Here is a 17680-nt window from a genome sequence, read left to right as displayed (position 1 = left end):
GTACTCGTCCATCACCGGCAAAAGAGGAAGCAAAACATGGAAAGGCTAGGCTTACATCCGGGTCTCGAAAGTCGTCTCGAACTTCTTGCCGAACGCATCTTCGAAGCTCGCCGAAAAACAGCCCCCGCAAACGAGCTTGAAATGATCGAGATGCGGGGAAAAGTCTCTGAGATGCAAGAACGATACGATGCATGGGAAAAGAGATTACGGGCATTGAACGCAGAGGGGTCTGGCTTATTTGCACGGCTGAAGGCAGGAATGGCTCAGGTCGCATTTGACGTAGACGCCTCCTTCCAAAGCTTCGGAAATCGACTAGACGCGACTTTCAGAACTGGCAACGCCCGCGACCGAAGTCGCAAGGGGAAATGAGAGAGCGGCTATCATAAACCGCGAGTTCTGAGATGGCGTAATGGCCCGGCCCTGAGCCTGACCTAAGTAACCTGCCGGATTCACAAGCGGGGGACCAGCATGGGTGGCGCGAAACGAATTTTCGCTTCAATGGACCCGGAAAAGCAGCGGGGAAATCGCTCGCAATGGCGGACAAACCGCGGCGACCTCGTCGCCGGCGCGATTCTCGGCTCCAAAAAACACGTTGACGCCATCCGGCAGGAGGCCTTGCGCTGCATGACCGGCGAGAGAGAGCGATACGGGATCAGCGAGGGTCTAGTCCGGATCTCAGTCGGGCTTGAGACGCAGGCAGATATTGAAAGCGACATTCAGCAGGCGTTGCATGCAGCCTCGGAACCCTGACCTTGCGAAAGCTGCCGGCCTGCCGAAGAGTCGAAGGGATCGGGACCCTGCCCGGCCCCCACGGTCTGAGACAGGAACCCAGCTCAACTGGAATTGCTGCCGTATTTAATGGGTCATGTGTCTCGACATCGGATGAGGCCGCACGTTGAGCGGTCCGCTCTACCCACGTGCTCCTTGACCGACCCAGCGCCACGGCTCAGAATCAGGCGTCATGGACGCCATCTGTCCCCATCGCATAAACGCGGCCAAAAACATGCGCCGGTTCTATCGGCTCTATCGCGCCCGACCTGTTCGGGAGGAGAACCGAGATGAGAAACTCCAACGCCCTGCCTATCTTGATCTTCGTATTGCTGCTGGGCGCCGGCTTGAGCGTTTCCTACGCTAGTCTCGAGCTTGGCGACCCGCACAAAAGCGCGTTGATCGCCGTTGTCTCGGCAATGGCGGCCTTGATCGTCTCCTACTCGATCAAGATTGCCAATCAATGGGAACGGGTCGTGGTTCTGCGGCTCGGACGCTTTCGCGCCCTCAAGGGCCCCGGGCTGTTCCTCATCATTCCGATCATCGACGTCGTCGCCTATTGGATCGACATTCGTGTGATCACCACCGCGTTCAAGGCGGAAAAAACGCTTACCAAGGATACGGTGCCGGTCGACTTGACGCCGTGTTGTTCTGGAAGGTCGTCGACCCAAAAAAGGCGGCGCTTGACGTCGCCGACTATGAGAGCGCCATAAACTGGGCGGCGCAGACGGCGTTGCGCGACGTGATCGGCAAAACCCTGCTCTCGGATATGCTGGAGGGACGCGAGAAAATCAGCGTCGAACTCCGACGGATTATCGACGTCAGGACCGAGCCCTGGGGCATCAACGTTATCTCAGTGGAGGTAAAGGATGTGCTGATCCCGTCCGCCTTGGAGGACGCCATGTCTATGCAGGCGCAAGCGGAACGCGAACGCCAAGCGCGTGTCATCCTCGGCGATTCGGAGCGCCAAATCGCCGAGAAATTCGGCGAGGCGGCCAAGGCTTACGCCGATAATCCAACCGCTTTCCATTTGCGGGCGATGAACATGCTCTACGAGGGGCTGAAGAAGGAAAACGCCACGATCGTCATCGTGCCGAGCACGGCCGTCGAAACGATGCAGCTCGGCGGACTCGCTGGGGCAACGGCGTTATCGGCGCGCTTGAGTCAAAAGACGCCTGAATCTGAGGCGGCCGGCCCATGGTCGGGGGCGCCGTCGTCGGAGCCAGCTTCGGAACAGTAACGACGCTAAAGCACAACTGGAAAGACGGCCGCGCAGCCGCCGGCCGAAGAGGAAGCGACGGAAGCGCGCCACTACCCGCCGCCGCGAAACTATAAGATCCAAGCGGGCCACACACTCAGCGGCGTCGCGGGCAAGCTCTATGGAAATCCGGCTCGATGGCGCGACATTGCTCCGGCCAATCCGCAATTCGATCTGCGTCGCCTGCGCGCGAAGAAGATCATCAAGCTGCCGCAGACGGCAGATCGCGCGCGGGCTAGGTGGAGGCGCGCGTTTCTCCCTGTAAGGCGCTACCTTTTTGGCTTCAGGCTCAACAAATAGGCGACCACTTCGTCGATCTCGAAATTGGCAAGCTCGGGATTGGGCATCTTCCCATGCGGCTTGCTGAGAAACTGGCGCAGAGAGACCTCGGTTGTCGTTTGTCGGCCCGCGATCGAGAGAAAGCTCGGCGCCGGCGGCTTCAATATCGGCTTCGACGCCTGGTCCTTTGCGGCCACATGGCACGCCGCGCAGGCCTGAAGCGCGAAGTCGTGACCGGCCGCAACAAGAGCGCCGCTAGGCTTGGCTTCCTCGCCCGCGCAGGAGCTGGCCATCACGAGGCCGATGAGCGACCAGAGGACGACAATCAACGACCGCATGCCCCCCGCCTTATTCATATCGCAGCGCCTGTATGGGATCGAGCTGCGCTGCTTTTCTGGCAGGATAATAGCCGAAGAACACACCCACGGCGACGGAGAAGACAAAACCGATCGCGATCGCCCCGAAGGAAACAGGAGATGACCAAGCGGAAAAAATTGCGATCACCTCGGAGATCGCGACGCCCGCCGCTATCCCCGCCAGCCCGCCGCTGATGCTGATCAGCACGGCTTCCGCAAGAAACTGCGTCAGGACGTGCAGCCGCTGAGCCCCGACAGCCATGCGCAGGCCGATTTCGCGCGTGCGCTCGGTGACCGAGACGAGGAGAATGTTCATGATCCCGATGCCGCCGACAAGCAGCGAGATAGAGGCGACGATGGCGAGCAGAACGGCCATCACCTTGCTGCTGCCTTCCGCGGTCTCGGCGATCTGGCTCAGGTTGCGGATGTCGAAATCCTTGATGTCCGTCGGCCTGATCCGGTGGCGTCGCATCAGGATGCGGTTGATGTCGGCGATCGCCGCCGGAATTCTATTCTGCGCCGTCGCCTGCACATAGATGGAATTGACGTAGCCGGTCAGGCGCGGCTGCAGATTGAACGGATTGGGCGGCGGCGGATAGAGGCTTGTGAGATTTGTGGGCTGGTTGGGCGCGGCGACGCCGAGAACCTTCCGTTCCCCTGTCTTGAAGGGAATCATGACCAGATCGTCCTGGTCCTGCCCCCACATGCTCTGGCCCTTTGTCGCAAGCACGCCGACCACGCGCAACGGCGACCCTTTGACCAAGATCGTGGTCCCGAGTGGATTCTCGCCGCGCGCAAACAGCTGCTTGTAGACAGTGTGGCCGATGACGACGACGAGGGCGCCGCTTCTTTCGTCGTCGGCGCCGATCCCGCGCCCCTCGGCGATCCGCCAATTCGTGACGGGGGGATAATTCAGCGAGACCGCCTGGATGTTTGTCGTCCAGTTTTGGTTGCGCAGCTGCACCTGGCCCATCTGCCGCATCAGATAGGCAACGAGTCCAACCTCTGGGGCCTCGCGGCGGATCGCCTGCGCGTCCGCCACCGTCAGCGTGGAGGCGCTGCCAAATCCTGCGCGCGCCCCGCCTGTCAGCACGGCGCCGGGCAGCACGACGGCGAGATTGGTTCCCAGGCTTTCGATCTGCTTGCGGACCGCGGCGTTCGCGCCATTGCCCACCGCCACCATGGCGATAAGAGCGGCGACGCCGATGAACACGCCGAGCATGGTCAGGGCGGAGCGCAGCTTGTTGCGCGCGATCGCCTGAACGGCCGCTGTTACGATCATCGACGCGAAGGCGAGCGTCGAGACTTGCGCAAGCGCCCCTTTTGCCGGCCGCGAGGAATGAAGGATCGTCATCGCGGCCGACGCCTCTTTCTGCTGTGGCGTCGGCGGACGCGACGGCGCCGGGCCGGCGCGCCGCTCATCAGACGCGATCTGGCCGTCGCGCATCGTGATCACCCGGCCTGCGTAGGCGGCGATGTCCGGCTCATGCGTGACCACGATTACAGTCAAGCCCTGGTCCCTGTTCAACGAGAGCAGCCTCTCCATGATTTCATGCGAGGTCTTCGTGTCCAGGTTGCCTGTAGGTTCGTCTGCGAACAGCACGGAAGGCCCATTGATGAGGGCCCGAGCGATCGCCACCCGTTGTTGCTGGCCGCCCGAAAGCTGCGCTGGAGTATTCTGCGCCCGGTCGCCCAGGCCAAGCAGTTCAAGAGCGGCGCGCGCCCTCTCGAGCCGTTGCGCGCCCTCGATGGCCTCATCCGAATAGAAGAGCGGCAAAGCGACGTTCTCGATCGCGCTCGTGCGGGCGAGCAGATTGAAGCTCTGGAAGACAAAGCCGAGCTTTTCACGACGCAGCCTCGCAAGCTGCGGTTCGTCGAGCGCCGCGACGTCGAGACCTTCGAAAAAGTAGCGGCCGGCAGTCGCTGAATCCAGGCAGCCCAATATCGCCATGAGAGTCGATTTGCCGGAGCCGGACGCGCCCATGATCGCCACGAACTCTCCGCGCTCGATGGAGAGGTTCACGCCTCGCAAGGCGCGCACGTCCACGTCCCCCACTGTGAAGGTTCTGGTCAGGCCTCTAACCTCGATGATGATATTCGACGCCTTCACGACCGGTGCCTCATGTTCGAGGGTCAGGGCGATGGGTTCGGGGTCGCTTCGCCCACGATGACCTCGTCGCCGGCCTGAAGGTCTCCCTTGATGACTTCCGTGAAGGCGTCATCGTCGAGTCCAGTCATGATCACTACCATTTGCGGCTCGCCGCCGCGCAACACCCAGACTCTAACGCCGCCGTTCAGATCGACCGGCGGCGGAGCGCCGGTAAGGCCGGGAACGCCGCCCGGCTGATAGCGAAGCGCCTGGTCGGGAACCCGCAGGACATCCTGCCGCTCGTCGACGACGATGCGCGTCGTCGCCGTCATTCCGGGCTTCAGGGCCTGGTCTTGATTGCGCACGCCGACCACGGCGTCATAGGTCACGACGTTCTGAATGGTCTGCGGCGATTGCCTGACCTCGGTCACCTTTCCCGAAAAGGTTCGATTGGGGAAGGACTCGACCGTGAACGTCGCCTTATCGCCGCGCTTGACGGCGCCGATGTCGCTCTCGGAGACATTGGTGTCGACCTGCATCGACGTCAGATCCGTCGCGACGAGGAAGAGGGTCGGCGTCTGGAAGCTTGCAGCGACTGTCTGGCCCATTTCGACGCTGCGGCTGACGACAGTGCCGTCGACCGGCGACACAATGTCCGTGTAGCCGAGATTGATCTCCGCGGCGTGCAGCTGTGCCTGCTGCAAGGCGATGGTCGCCTGATCCAGTCCGATCTGGGCCATCGCCCGATCGAGCGCGGCCTTGGAGGAGTCGAGAACGTCCTGCGAAACGGACTTCGTCGCGACGAGTCTCCTGTTGCGCTCATAGGCGACCTTTGCATAAGCAAGATCCGCCTGATCCTTGACCAGCTGGGCTTGCCCCACGCCGAGGGTGGCGCGGCTCTGATCGACAATCACCTGATAGGGTCTTGGATCGATTTTCGCGCAGACCTGGCCCTTCGTGACTTTCGTATTGTAGTCGCAGTAACGCGCCTGGATGACGCCCGAGACATAGGTTCCAACCTGCACCGTGATGACGGGGTTCACCGTGCCGCTGGTGGTCACCGCCTTGACGACCGCTCCGCGCGTAACCTTTTGCGTAAGGTAGCGCACGCCCGCCCCCTTCCCCACGAGGCGGGATATTTCAAAGCCGGCAAACGCGATCGCGCTGGCGCCGAGAAGCGCGAGGACAAGCCCGAGGCCCTTTCGAGCGAGGCGTCTCTGTATTTTCGGACTGGCTGCTTCTTCGGCCGTCATGACCATGTGACCGCATCGGGCATTCACTGAGTAGATTTAACAGATTTTACGCGGGCATGACGCAAATTAAGATATGCGTCTCAGGCAGGCGCCGCGTCACACCGGGCGGCCTGGCCGGCGCGAGAACGCCTCGCAGCCGATCAAACAAGCGCGCCGGGTCAGGGCATCCGCGACGCCAACTCGATCGTGTCGCCGTCGACGACGAACCTGCCGAAGCCCTGATGATGGATCGTTTTTGAATTTTTCTTCGACGGATCGACCCACGCCTTGAGACCTTCCAGAACGAACAGGCCATATTTGTTCACGAGGCGCGTATCCACCACCCTGCATTCGATGTTGGCGAAGCACTCGGCGATCAGGGGCGCCGAAACACGCCTGGCCGCCTTTGGCGTCAGGCAGAAGGTCGCAAACTTGTCGATTTCCCGGCCGGAGCAGTTGCCGATCGCGACGACTTTCGCCGCGAGTTCAACAGCCGGGATCGCGATCACGCATTCCTTCGTCGCACGCAGCGCCACGAAACTGTGATCCCGGTCGCTGACGATGCAGGCGATCAGCGGCGGATTGAAGTCCACCATCATATGCCAGGACATGGTCATGACGTTCCGCGCGCCGTCATGCCCCGTTGTGAGCAGGACAACCGGGCCCGGCTCGATCAACTGATACACCTTGGACAAAGGCAAATCTCTCATGATGCATTTCCCACCCTTCGCGGTTTGAACCCGCGGCCCGGCGGACTAAGCGGTTAAATCTGCGCGTTATTCGCGGCCAGCACTCGGCGCGGCGTGCCCGCCGGAGGCGCTTGGGGGACGACGCCGGCGGCTGAGACGACTTCGCGCGCCAGCATCGAATCACGCAAATGCATGGCAAGAATCGTAACCGACGACGGCGCTTTGTCACCTGTTTTCGGCCGCTATCCGCCGGGCCCGTCGTCCTGTCTGGATGTCCGATAATGTGCGCTTATCGGACATAGGGCAAACCCCCTGCTATACTGGGCCGGAAAGCGGCTTTTGGGCCGCCCGCAGCGCGCCCAGGCGTCGGATTTTCGATCCCCGGGCTCGCCCCGGGAGCGCAAGCGAGGGCGAGAATGGCTGAAATGGGCAAGGACAAGACCGGCGGCAGGGCGCTCGCCGAGCCCGCCCCTCACCTCGCGGCGCGCACCCAAAAAGCGCGCGCCTACGCCCGCAACGCCCGCTCCGAGAACGCCTTCTTACCGGCAAACCCCTCAGAGTTGGCGCCGGTTCCGTTTCAGCCGCAGATAGAGTAGGACAGCGCGAACTCCCTCTAAGATACAGGAAATGAACATGAAGTGTCCAAAATGCGGTTCGGAATATCCTTATCAGGACGGCGCTTTGTGGACTTGCCCAGAATGCGCGCATGAATGGAGCGAAGCGGAGGCTGCGCCCGAAAGTCCGGCGCAAGACGAAGGCGTGCGCGACGCCAATGGCAATCTGCTGGTGACAGGCGATACAGTTAGTTTGATCAAGGATTTGAAAGTCAAAGGATCATCGTCCACTGTTAAAAGCGGCACCAAGGTCAAGAACATCCGCTTGGTTGACGACGCAGTCGACGGTCACAATATCGCGTGCAAAATCGACGGCATCGGCGCGATGTATCTAAAATCGGAGTTTGTCCGGAAAGCGTGATGCGCCGGGCCCGGCGCCAGCTATGTCGTCCAGCGTTCCGACCCCCGGCGGCTTCGCCGCCCGCAGACTTGATTTACTTATTTGGCCGCCTTGCCTAATGCCATCAGCTTCGCCCGCAGCCTCGACGCTCGGAAATCATCGGCCTCGACTGCGGTGCCGATCAGACCTAGGGCGGGACCGGGTGGATCGAGATCGTCGGCGCCGACCAAAACGGCGGCGGCGTGCTCCTGACCCTCAACGGCAAGACCGGCTGGCGCGAGGTCGAGATCGGCCGCGGCTCGTCCCCCCCTCACCTGCCCTGTCGTCCTGCTCGAACCTTGGCTCAAACTCGGTTGGGTCGCGCGGGGCCCTGTGTTTCGGCCCATTGCCCGCAAGAATGGCGGCGTCTGGCCCGAGCGGCTCTCCAACAAACATGTCGCCGGCCTCGTGCAGAAATGCGTGCTCGCCGCCGGCCTGCGCGGCGGTCTCTCTGAAGGCGAACGCCGACGCGCCTTCTCCGGCCACTCCTTACGCGCCGGCCTCGCCTCTTCGGCGCGGATCGAGGAAGCCCATGTGCAACAGCGCCTCGGCCACGCTTCCCCCGAAATGACCCGCCGCTACCAACGCAAGCGCGATCGCTTTAAGGTCAATCTCACAAAGGCCGCGGGGCTTCGACATAGGAGAGGGGTGATCCGCCCATGCGCGATCCTGAGTCCATCCATCATTGGCGTCGCCTCGACGACCGGATAACCACCTCCGGCCAGCCAACCGAAGCAGAACTGACGAACATCGCAGCGCTCGGGGTGCGCTATGTCATCAATCTCGCGCCGCACAGCCACGAAAAGGCGCTCCCGGACGAAACGGCGACCGTGGCGGCCTTGGGCATGAGCTACATCCACATCCCGGTGGATTTCCAAAATCCGACGGAAAGCGACTTCGCCGCATTCTGCGTCGCGCTCGAACAGACGGGCGAAGCCCCGACTCATGTGCATTGCATCGCCAATTACCGCGTATCGGCATTCTTCTATCGCTACCGCGTCAATGTGATTGGCATGGACCCAGAAATAGCGCGTGTGGACCTCGACGCCGTCTGGGGCCCTGACTCAATTTGGATGGCCTTTGTAAAACAATCGCACGCCGGCGAATGAGGGGCGCCACAGCCATAGGGGACTTTCCGGCCATCATCCCGCCTCTCTCTGCGGTCTCTCTCAAGGCGCCTTGCAGCGCCAAGCGCGGGCAGACTTCCAGCCGAGCCGATAGGCTTTGGGGGTTGTCCTGGGACGGGTGCGCGAGATTCGGCTTCCAGTCTCTGGGGTCCGAAGTCCATGTTCCATCCGCCACCGCTTAGTCTCTTCGGTCGCCCGACCTGCATAGAAGGTGGTCTTCGCCTGATTAATGAGTTTTTGTTGCTTCATCAGCAACATTACCATTCGCGGCGAGCTGCATCATTTCTTCGCCGATCGCGGCGATCGTTGCATCGACGAGGGCAAGCAACTCAATGTGAAGTGCTTCTTCCCCGCCTTTTGCGGCGGCGTAAAGCCTTCCGGTCTGCGCCTTCATGGCGTTCAACCGTTGCGTGATCTTCGTGCCGGCCTCAATCGTCGCCGCCTCTATCTCACGGACGGGGACAAGCTCGCCGCGCTTTTGTGCAAGCTGGATTTCAGCAAGTTCAGCCTTGGCGTTTTTCTCGCGGGCGGCCGCGTCATTAAATTTCGACGGCTCCGGCGGCGACTCAATGGGGAGCGATGTCGGGCTGCGAGCGCGACGCCTAACGTTCCTGTTTCGCAGCTCTTGCGCGGGATCGTGAGTTGCGGCCGCGAGGGCGTCAAAGGAGGGCAAATGTATTAGCTTGGCCCTGCCCCTTCGGCGGGTTGGAAGCTGGCCACGCAGCTCGAATGAACGAACCCGTTTCCACACAGCTTGGGGCGTTATGCCTCGCAATCTGGCGATATCGGACAAGCTCGCCCAGTCCTCTTCGTCTTCAACCTTAGTGTCCATATCAACCGGATTCCTTTAACCCGTCAGCATATTAAACCCTAATAAAAATATAGATTTCGTTTCCTCCCCCGGACCCCCGCCTTCTCCCTGTTGGCCAGGCGGAGGAAGGACCCGAGAAGGCAACCGGCCCCGGTAGTCGTCATGAGTCGTCAGTCGGCGGCCAGAGCGTCGGCCTGAAGCAGCCGCCCTTGGCTTTTCCAAACTGCCGCCGTTCCCATTCTTCCCGGGCGCTGAGCTCGGGTGATCCTGGCTTCAGAAAAATCTGGCCATTTGGAAGCGGTATCGCGTCGTGTTCGACGGCTCGGCCTTTCAACGGGTTCGTGAACTCGCATGGCTGCACATTTGCGCCCTTGCGCTGGAACACCCATTGCCTCTGTCGGATGAACGTCACGGCAAAGACGCGGCGCTCCGGAGGGACTTGCAGCGCTTCCGCGCCTTTAATACAAAGCTCCCGATCCAAAGCGCCAAGCGATAGGAAAGCACGCTTTGCCGCATCGATGTTCTCTCGGCCTGGCATGAATTGCCAAGCAGCGACGAAGCGCTCAAACCGGTCTAGATCGTCCTGGGAAACGCCCTCAGTATTCCTTGGAGAACTGCACCCTATGGCGATACCGCTCCCGCGTTTCTGACCGTTGTTTTTGATCGTTATCTCAGAACGGAATTGCTTGAACCGCCTCGCTTTTGGGGGCACGTCCTCTCGGCTCTGCTGCGGTTTCTCGATGATCGGCGGTCTCTTGGATTTCCTATCGAATGCCAAGAAAGCCTCTCCGCGGTCCTGGCCTCGGAGGATGAGGGCGGCCCTCTCCGCCTCCTCTTCGTCATCGAATTCCTGCGCTTGCGCATGCCCCCCAGTTTTTTCCTCTGCCTGATCGCGGGGGGAGGGAGGGTAATCTTTATTCAGTCTAAGATCGTTATACTCTATGGAGCCCCCTTTGCCGCCGGGCGATAAAAGTGACCTCTCGGTGTAAGCCACTTTTTCACTGTCAAGGCACAGACTTTTGCTCTTAACATCCTCCTGCTGGGCTTTTTCAAACAAGACGTATTTAGTTCCGACGAACCGGCCCACCGCGGATTGGATCGGTTGAAGCTGCAGGTAGCCAGCGCTACGCAGCTCGCGCATGACTCTTTGATATTTTTTGCGGCCCCATCCGAAGCGATTTCGAATGTGAGCCTCGCAGATTATCCAGTCGTCCGGCTTGCTCAGTAAGTAGTCGTGGACGCCGAGCGCCTCAGCAGAGAGACGACCAGAAAATTTCGCTTTGTCAACGGTAAGGAACCGTTCACGATGTTTCTCCCGAAAGATGTTCTGGCCGATCATGAGCGGCCCCCATCGCAAGAGGGCTCGGCCCCGACCGGCAGATTGACGCGGTAAATATTCGTCTTCTGATAACCGCGTGCGTCGCGCTGACGGGTGACAGTCAGGTATCCAAGCTCGCAGAGATCGGCGACGCGCCGAGCAACAGTGTTATGGGTCACACCGACCTTCCGGCCGATCTTGTTTTGGCTGATCGAGCATGTGAGGGCGCGGTCGTGCTCAATCTCGTCACAGATGGCGACCAAGACGAGCCGGGAGCAGGGCGTGAGTTTTTCGTTCCGAATAGCGAACGCGCGCTTGATGGCGAGCTTGCTCATTTCCGCCACCCTGAGCTAGAGGGTGGGGCGTCAAAATCGTCCGAAGCGATCCTGATCAAGCGCTGATCAAGGTCGCAGCGCGAAACCGTGATCAGCTTCTGCAAGGTGTCGTCCGCCGGAAAAACCGTTGCCGCCGCAGGCAAGTCGGTATAGGTTTTCTGGTGAAGCTTGCCTGGTTTCCTAATCGAATTGTTGGCGCCGTGCTGGACTCTCATCCCCAGCACGGCGTTTTCTTTTGCCGCGTTGCACCCCCTGCCGCTTTTCAGACTGCGCGAAATGCGCGAACTGAAAGTAAAGGGACTTCCCGTGAGCAAACTCTCTGAAAGCCCTTGATCTGATTGCGAAACCTCCGGCCTGTCACGCCGGAGGTCGCGGGTTCGAGCCCCGTCTCTCTCGCCATGAAATCAATTATCCGTTATCCGTCTAAGGCAAAATCAGGGGGTTTTATCCCCTTTCGCCCATCACAGCATCATTCCTCCATGGGGCAGAGAGCTACCTGCTAACAGCGCCGCCCCAGCCTGTCATTCTCATCGATCCGCCCGTCGACTCGCGCGCGCGACGGCCAGCCGAGCGGCAACGCCGTCATCGCCTTCCGGTCGTTTCAGAAGGCCGACGAGATGTTTTCCTGCATTTATTCCCGGCTTTTCGACGAATCGATGCACTATTATTGACGCCCCAACTGTCCCGACAAGGACGCTGACGAAAAGAATAGCTGTCCTTGCATGCGGATCCAACGCCACAAATGCCCCGCTCCCAAATAACGCGCCGCCAATGATGGCGATGAAAAACCCGTGGAACAGATAAACCGGGTAGGAAAGATCAGAGCCAACTCGGGCAAACCTGTTGTCCAAAACTCGGCCTATCGCCCAATCCAATTGTCGAGCGACAGCATTGCCTGGAGTTGCACATTTGAAAGCGATCAAGAGCGGAGCCAGAACAAGAAGCACGCCGACTTTTCCATAAAATTGGACTTGCGTGAGAGTGAGGAGCAGGGCGACGGAATTCAGCGCCAGCTTTTCTTGTTTCTGGGACGAGACTGACGCAAAAAACAACAGCATCCCGGCGTAGAAGACCGGGAGTTTGAAAAGAATGAGTGACGGCTCGCGAAACCCGGGCGCCAAGAGAGCTGTAGCAATTAGGCATAACGGGACCATTGGAATGCACACCCTCAATACGCCCCACCGCATCGCGACAACTGTCAGCAAGGGAAATATGACGTAAAACTGCATTTCCAGACCCAAGCTCCAATCGGGCAACTGCGTCGAGAATGACCATTCAGGGAAAAGCCCGAAAAGAAACGTCACGTGCAATAAAATGTTCGTTGCCGAATAATCAATCGCTTTCCCATTATAGAAAGATTCAGCGAGACCGGGCAGTCGATCGGCCAATGTCGCATATCCAGACAGGAAGGGCTTCGACAGCAGCAGAGCGACAACCAAACTGGCGTAATAACCGGGTGCGATCCGGAAAAACCGTCTAATATAAAATTTCGACCATGAGTCCAGTCTGGTCATAGGTTCATTGATGCGTTTATGCGCGTTAAAGGCCATCAGGAAACCTGACAAAATCATAAATAAATCCACGGCCATCTTGGCCACTGCGCCGGGTCCGGGAAGCAGAGGCACCCCGAAACTCGACCAGCCCGACCAGATCATTACGTGGCAAGCCAAGACGCTAAAAGCAGCGAGCGCACGCAACCCATTCAGGAAACCGGTATTAGGCATGGCACCCAACTTTCGCGAAAAAAAAGTTCATAGTTCGCCCATAGCGGCCTTTTCATGAAAATAGCCGAAAAAAGCGACCGCCGCGCTACCCGTGGGGGATAAAAACAAACCTCGAAGAGAGATGAGGCAGACGTCCAGGATAAGCCCTCGGTTATGGTCCGCGTTCTTCACGTGTATGCCCAAGTTCTGGCAACGCACGCTTCCGTCTTTCGCGGGCGATCGTTTGGTCGAGGGCCTGAAGGAAACGCGACCGATTTGCGGCAGAAAATGGTGGCGGGCCGCCGGTCGTCTCGCCTGTCGAGCGGATATGCTCCATGAGAGAGCGCTGCGCCAGAGCCAAGCCGATCGAGTCTTCTGTAAAGAGGCGTCCATAGGGCGCAATTGCATGCGCCTTTTTAGCCAGGACGCGCGCGGCGAGGGGAATATCGCTGGTGATGACCACATCGCCCGCAACGACATGCTCCGCGATCCAGTCATCGGCGACATCCGGGCCGGCGTTCACGACGATCCTGGCGATCAGCGGCGAGGGCGGAATTTGCATGAAGCTGTTAGAAATCACGAAGGTCTGCAACCCGTAACGGATGGCGACTTTATAGGTCTCCTCCTTCACCGGACAGGCGTCAGCGTCGATGTAAATCCTGATGGTCACGACGGTAAGATAGCACGATTCATCAACGCATCTTTACGAAAAGCGGATCGCCCTCATCTACGGCCACTCTGGCGCGGCGCAAGGCCACCGATGGCGCGACATCGCCATTGGCGACGGCGGCGTTCATGAGGGCGGCGATTTCATCGCTCAGGCCCGACATGGTCGCGCCGAGACGATTATACCCGATCGCAGCGGGAATCGCCGCCGCGAGCCCGTAAGAAGTCGCCGCGAGCGCCTCCGCGATGCCGGGGGCGACAACTGCAAGACTCGTGTCCTGCGTCGCGGCGATCCCTGCGAAGCTCGACATGATTCCCCAGACCGTGCCGAAAAGGCCGACAAAAGGCCCGACCGAGGAGACAACGGCGAGGTTGGGCAAATCGCCCCTGGCGTCGATCAGGAACGCCTGCATGGCCTGATTCACGCGCTTCGAAATGCGGCGGCGCCTCGCGTCGTCGCCTTCGCCGGGAATGTGCAACTGCGCCGCCTCCCTTGCCGTGTCCATGATGGGCCAGAGAACTCCGACGCCGCCTCCCTCGCGCGCTGAGCGGATGGAAGCGGAAATCCGCCGCGCGACGATCGCCCCGTCGATGATGAGCGCCCAGGTCCAGACGGAAGCCAACAGCAGAATCCCCATGACGAACTTGCTGATGGGCCCCGCGTTGAGAAACAGGCCGAGCGGCGACAGTGTCGGAATGTCCATGTGATTCCCTCCACTCTTGGGGCGTCAATCGAAATAGATGCTCTGGGAGACAAAGGCCGCGCCGCATATGCCGGGCCCGCGCGCGGCGGAGACGATGCGGCGCGCGAGGGCCGCGTGACCCGGCGTCGTGCCCGAGGCCGAGACGACCGCAATGCCGCCGCCGGCGGCAATTCGGAAGGTGACGAAGGCGCTTCCGGGGCCGAGCCTCGTCGAGCCCGGCGTATGACGGCGCAAGGCCGCCGCAACATAAGCGAGACATGTCGCCTGGGACGCGCCCGCGCCCGCCGAACCGCCGCCGCCGGGCGCGCCGTAACGGCGGCGCGCCTGCGCCTCGCGTCGCTCATTTCCATAGGCGACGTTCCGCCGCTCTTTGCTCTTCTTCTCGCTCTTTGGAGTGGGTTTTTCGGTCGTGCGGTCGGCGTCCTTCCTTGCGGGCAGCCGCGGTGCGTCGGGAACGGCGACGACCGGCGGCGGCGCGGCGTTCTCGTCCGCCTTGACGCGCGCGTCCTCCGGCTCGGGCGCGTCGGGCGGCAAATCCTGTTCGCTGATCGCCTCCACTTCGAGGAAATCGCCCTCGGGCGCCAGCCCGGTGCCGATCGAGCCGAGCGGAATCAGATTGGGCCGCGCCGCCTGCATGAAGACCGCGAAAACGAAGACATGCGCGGCGACGACGAGGGCCGTCGCGACTGGAAAGATGCGGTCGGGGCGCAAGGGCGGGCGGCCTGCGGGATCGAAGTGCAGGAACATCATGATTGATCTCGCGCGGAAGGGAATCGATGAAAAAGAAAAGGCGGCGCCGAAGCACCGCCTCTCCAGAAAATCTTAAAATTTCACGGTGAGACCCGCGTAGAAATTCCGCCCCATTCCGGGCACGCCGGAATTTGCCCCCGCGCGTTTGTAGCCCGAAAAATAGAAGCCGCCCAAAGGCAGGGTGTAGAGCGTGTTCGTCACATTCTGCACCCCGAGATCGATTCGCAGGTTGGACCATTCATAGCCGGTCCGCAGATTGAGCAGCGCATAGCCGTTGGTGATCTGCTCGTAGCGCGGAACGCTCACGACATTCTTGCCCGCGACGATCTGGACGTCCGCGCCGCTGAACCAGCCGCCATATTTATGTTCGAGCCCGATCCGGGTGTTGAACGGCATGATGTGATAGAGGCCGGTATGGCCTCTCACAAAGGCGTTCGCATAGGCATAGCAGGCATTGTCGAAGAAGGCGCAGTTCTGCACCTGTCCCATTTCCAGATTCTGGCCATAGGCGTAGTTCGCCACGATCGTGCCGTCGAAGCGGCCGAACGCGGGATCCTCCAGAAGCTTCAGGCGGCCGGACAGATCGGCGCCGTAAATGATCGCCTTGTAATTGCGGAACTGGAGCATCTGGAAGACATAAGGCTGCGTCGCGGTCGGCGTCGGCGCATTGTAGAGTCGCGCGGCGTCGATGTAATTTTCGATGTAGCTGAAATAGGGATTGATGCGCGCCTCCCAATCGCCTTTCGGATCGGCGAACATGGCGGTCAGGCCGACCGTATGCGCGACTTCCGGCTGGAGATTGAGATTGCCGACATAGCCATTGGCGTCGCCGAACCAGTTGTTCATGAACATCGCCATCGGCGTCGGCGCCCAGGCGTAGAGTTCATAGAGATTGGGAGAGCGCGTCTTGCGCGAATAGCCGAATTCATATTTCGCAAGATCGTTCGGCTGATAGCGCACCATCGCCGTCATGTCGAAGTTCACATTGGTGCGCGAACGGTTCTGCGCGTTGAAGGCGTTGGCCGCGGGAACGTCCGGATTGTTCATCCCCATCGCGGCGCTCGGACCGCAGGGACCGATCTGCCCCATCGTGACGGGACAGACCGTCATCGGAACCGGATTTCGCCAATCGTAAGGCGAAACCGTCCCCGTATTGAACCAGACCGTGTCATTGCGAACGCCGAGCAGCGAGGACCATTGGTCGTTCCACTGCGCGTCCCACTCCAGATAATGGCCGAGGCGGTTACGTTTGCCGTTGTTGATGTTCCAGAAGGCGCCCGGCCCCATCATGTTCATCGCCGGCATGTAGCTGACCATGCCCATCATCGACATGAACCGTCCCGGTTGCCAGTTGGCCGGAACCGGCTCCCACCAATCGTTCAACTGGAAGCCGTGAAATTCGCTGCCGATCCGCAACACATCCTTTCGGGAGAATTTCTCGAAGGGGATTTCGGCCTTGATCGCATAGCCATAATCGGTCCCGATCGTGGCCATGGGCATGTTCGCAGGCTGCTTGTCCTGCAGAAAACCCATCTTGTGATTGACGTTGTTCCAATAGATGCGGGCGTCGACGGCGCCCCAGTCGAGCAGTCCCTTGTACCGGCCTTCGAACGTATAGGCCTGGTTGCGCGTCATATCCATGCGCTGATTCGGGAACCCCTGATAGGGGATGTTCTGGATCGCGCCCCTGAGCGAGAGGTAATGGCCGTCGTTCTGGAAGGCGAGGGTCGCCGCGTGATTCTCGGAGATGAAATTCGTCGAGAGAACTTTCTCCCCCACGCCGCCGGCATGGTAATTGGTGGCGCGCTGCCAGTCGCCGCTATAGAGCAGGCTCCAGTTTTTGGTCGCGACATTGGCCGTGCCCGCGACGCTGATCCCGTTGTTGTTGCCCCGAAAGAAGCTCGAGATCATGCCGGTGACGAGCACCGCGCCATCCTCGCCAAACCTCAGCTGCCCCGGCGCGGGCGCGGCAAGGAAGGGTAGAGGCGCGAAAGGCGTCTGCCGCGCGTCGAGCGGCCGCGCCGGGGGCCGCGTGACATCCGGCGCGAAGACGGGGGATTTCGGCTCCGCGATGATCGTGCCGCCGATCGAATCGCCGCCCCGGCTCACCGGCATCACGCCGGAATAGACTTCAATTTTTTCGACATTGCCCGGCCCGATGTAGGACAGCGGCGGGTTCATGTGGTTGGCGCAGGCGGATGTCGTCTGGACGCCGCCCACGATGATGTTGATTCGGTCGTCCGCCATGCCGTGGATCGCGGGAATGCCGGAGACGCCGCCCGCTTCATAGGTGCTGACGCCCGGAACGTCACGGATGAGCCGCGCCGTATCCGTCGTCGGCGGAAGTTCGCGGGCGATCTGCTTTTGATCGACGACCTCGGCTTCCTGGCTTGCGCCCGACGCTTCCGACGAATCGGCCGCGCCAGCTCCGTCCTGCGGGGCGGCGACGGGCGCTCCGTTCGACGCCGTTCCGGCGCCGACCGGCCTGTGCGCCGAGATATGAATGGGCGGCAGTCCGACCTGGGCGCTGGCGCCCGAGAGTACGACGAGGCTCATTGCGCCGGCGCTCGCGCCGCGCATCAGATAAGTGCGAAACATAAAG

17 protein-coding genes and 2 pseudogenes are annotated in these 17680 nt (G+C 60.7%); 7 read left to right on the top strand and 12 right to left on the bottom strand.

The genetic code is table 11. From position 1 onward, the window contains the following. The first annotated feature begins 36 nt into the window (after positions 1–36). The 3 genes and pseudogenes from WOC76_RS05850 (at position 37) to WOC76_RS24255 (ending at position 2008) form a co-directional block, all read left to right on the top strand. Positions 37–369 carry a hypothetical protein gene (locus tag WOC76_RS05850; RefSeq protein ID WP_341108337.1) on the top strand — a complete coding sequence of 111 codons (333 nt, stop codon included), beginning with the start codon at positions 37–39 and terminating at the stop codon, positions 367–369. Positions 370–468: 99 nt separating this feature from the next. Beyond that, complete coding sequence (locus WOC76_RS05845; protein ID WP_341108339.1) at positions 469–750, top strand: PLP-dependent transferase; 282 nt, start codon at positions 469–471, stop codon at positions 748–750. A 308-nt stretch (positions 751–1058) separates the two neighbouring features. Further along, a pseudogene (locus tag WOC76_RS24255) lies at positions 1059–2008 on the top strand (slipin family protein). Positions 2009–2295: 287 nt separating this feature from the next. On the opposite strand, the gene WOC76_RS05830 reads toward WOC76_RS24255, so the two are convergent. From WOC76_RS05830 to WOC76_RS05815, 4 genes are all read right to left on the bottom strand, one after another. Beyond that, entirely contained in the window at positions 2296–2643 is a 348-nt protein-coding gene (locus tag WOC76_RS05830; RefSeq protein ID WP_341108340.1) for a c-type cytochrome, read from the bottom strand. Between the two features lie 10 nt (positions 2644–2653). Next, positions 2654–4771: an ABC transporter permease gene (locus WOC76_RS05825; RefSeq protein ID WP_341108341.1), complete on the bottom strand. Its 2118-nt coding sequence runs from the start codon at positions 4769–4771 to the stop codon at positions 2654–2656. Positions 4772–4794: 23 nt separating this feature from the next. Next, positions 4795–6009, bottom strand: coding sequence for an efflux RND transporter periplasmic adaptor subunit (locus tag WOC76_RS05820; protein ID WP_341108343.1), 1215 nt, complete (start codon positions 6007–6009; stop codon positions 4795–4797). 152 nt (positions 6010–6161) lie between these two features. Continuing rightward, positions 6162–6692, bottom strand: coding sequence for a flavin reductase family protein (locus WOC76_RS05815; protein WP_341108344.1), 531 nt, complete (start codon positions 6690–6692; stop codon positions 6162–6164). Positions 6693–7096: 404 nt separating this feature from the next. Between WOC76_RS05815 and WOC76_RS05810 the strand changes: the two genes are divergently transcribed. The 4 genes and pseudogenes from WOC76_RS05810 (at position 7097) to WOC76_RS05795 (ending at position 8773) form a co-directional block, all read left to right on the top strand. Then, on the top strand, positions 7097–7267 hold the full coding sequence (locus WOC76_RS05810; protein ID WP_341431322.1) for a hypothetical protein: 171 nt from the start codon (positions 7097–7099) through the stop codon (positions 7265–7267). A gap of 37 nt (positions 7268–7304) precedes the next feature. Next, positions 7305–7646 (top strand): zinc ribbon domain-containing protein YjdM, encoded by a 342-nt coding sequence (locus WOC76_RS05805; protein ID WP_341108842.1) that lies wholly within the window; start codon positions 7305–7307, stop codon positions 7644–7646. A 122-nt stretch (positions 7647–7768) separates the two neighbouring features. Next, positions 7769–8297: pseudogene (locus WOC76_RS05800) on the top strand (integrase); the annotation flags it as partial. Positions 8298–8323: 26 nt separating this feature from the next. Next, positions 8324–8773 (top strand): protein tyrosine phosphatase family protein, encoded by a 450-nt coding sequence (locus WOC76_RS05795; protein WP_341108347.1) that lies wholly within the window; start codon positions 8324–8326, stop codon positions 8771–8773. 244 nt (positions 8774–9017) lie between these two features. On the opposite strand, the gene WOC76_RS05790 is transcribed toward WOC76_RS05795, so the two are convergent. The 8 genes from WOC76_RS05790 to WOC76_RS05755 all read right to left on the bottom strand — a co-directional run bounded on the left by WOC76_RS05790 (position 9018) and on the right by WOC76_RS05755 (position 17676). Further along, positions 9018–9623, bottom strand: coding sequence for a hypothetical protein (locus WOC76_RS05790; RefSeq protein ID WP_341108348.1), 606 nt, complete (start codon positions 9621–9623; stop codon positions 9018–9020). A 139-nt stretch (positions 9624–9762) separates the two neighbouring features. Beyond that, the gene (locus tag WOC76_RS05785; protein ID WP_341108349.1) at positions 9763–10941 is read right to left on the bottom strand and encodes a hypothetical protein; all 1179 of its coding nucleotides are present in this window, start codon (positions 10939–10941) and stop codon (positions 9763–9765) included. Further along, entirely contained in the window at positions 10938–11255 is a 318-nt protein-coding gene (locus tag WOC76_RS05780) for a winged helix-turn-helix domain-containing protein (RefSeq protein WP_341108350.1), read from the bottom strand. Before WOC76_RS05780 ends, WOC76_RS05785 begins: the two co-directional genes overlap by 4 nt. Positions 11256–11782: 527 nt before the next feature. After that, entirely contained in the window at positions 11783–12979 is a 1197-nt protein-coding gene (locus WOC76_RS05775; RefSeq protein ID WP_341431321.1) for an acyltransferase family protein, read from the bottom strand. Between the two features lie 151 nt (positions 12980–13130). Beyond that, positions 13131–13628 carry a YaiI/YqxD family protein gene (locus WOC76_RS05770; protein WP_341108352.1) on the bottom strand — a complete coding sequence of 166 codons (498 nt, stop codon included), beginning with the start codon at positions 13626–13628 and terminating at the stop codon, positions 13131–13133. A gap of 22 nt (positions 13629–13650) precedes the next feature. After that, positions 13651–14328 (bottom strand): MotA/TolQ/ExbB proton channel family protein, encoded by a 678-nt coding sequence (locus WOC76_RS05765; protein WP_341108353.1) that lies wholly within the window; start codon positions 14326–14328, stop codon positions 13651–13653. A 24-nt stretch (positions 14329–14352) separates the two neighbouring features. After that, positions 14353–15078 (bottom strand): energy transducer TonB, encoded by a 726-nt coding sequence (locus WOC76_RS05760; RefSeq protein WP_341108354.1) that lies wholly within the window; start codon positions 15076–15078, stop codon positions 14353–14355. Positions 15079–15150: 72 nt separating this feature from the next. Beyond that, positions 15151–17676 carry a TonB-dependent receptor gene (locus WOC76_RS05755; protein WP_341108355.1) on the bottom strand — a complete coding sequence of 842 codons (2526 nt, stop codon included), beginning with the start codon at positions 17674–17676 and terminating at the stop codon, positions 15151–15153. Positions 17677–17680 lie beyond the last annotated feature (4 nt).

Origin of the sequence: Methylocystis sp. IM3 (assembly GCF_038070105.1) — a bacterium.
Lineage (GTDB): Bacteria > Pseudomonadota > Alphaproteobacteria > Rhizobiales > Beijerinckiaceae > Methylocystis.
The sequence above is the reverse complement of the archived record's forward strand: the minus strand, read 5'-3'. Positions and strand labels throughout refer to the sequence as shown.